The organism is Planktothrix sp. PCC 11201, from assembly GCF_900009135.1.
GTDB lineage: Bacteria > Cyanobacteriota > Cyanobacteriia > Cyanobacteriales > Microcoleaceae > Planktothrix.
Map to the genome: position 1 here is coordinate 1 of NZ_LT797732.1, position 551 is coordinate 551.

The 551-nt window shown below is 45.4% G+C and carries 2 tRNA genes; both read left to right on the plus strand.

Features of this window, described 5'->3' with window-relative positions:
• Positions 1–120: 120 nt before the first annotated feature.
• A tRNA-Ile gene (locus PL11201_RS25435) sits at positions 121–194 on the plus strand.
• Between the two features lie 13 nt (positions 195–207).
• A tRNA-Ala gene (locus PL11201_RS25440) sits at positions 208–280 on the plus strand.
• Positions 281–551: the final 271 nt, after the last annotated feature.

The window sequence follows — 551 nt, forward strand, 5'->3', positions numbered from 1 at the left end:
TTTAGGGAGACCTACTTTTGAGTTGAGTGTTGAATCCAACAAATATAGCACCCTCAAAAGTCATCCCAGGTCGTACTAGGAAAAAAGAGACTTTCAAACGTATTTTAAAGTTCGGAAAAAGGGCTATTAGCTCAGGTGGTTAGAGCGCACCCCTGATAAGGGTGAGGTCCCTGGTTCAAGTCCAGGATGGCCCACCTAAACCAATGTGGGGGTATAGCTCAGTTGGTAGAGCGCTGCCTTTGCAAGGCAGATGTCAGCGGTTCGAGTCCGCTTACCTCCACTGAAAATATTCCTAGAACAAATCAGCACTACAGCTTTCCGACAAGAAAGAGTAAATGCTGGGAAAAGTTCCAGCCAGAACCTTGAAAACTGCATAGAAGAATCAAAAGGGATCAAATTAATGAAACCAGAACCGGGAATAAGAAACCCGGAAAAGTTCTGGTGTTCAGGAGTTCGGAAACGAACAGAAAATCTCTGAAAAAGAGAAAGTGGTCAAGATAGAAAGGGCTGACGGTGGAAACCTTGGCACACAGAGGCGAAGAAGGACGTGG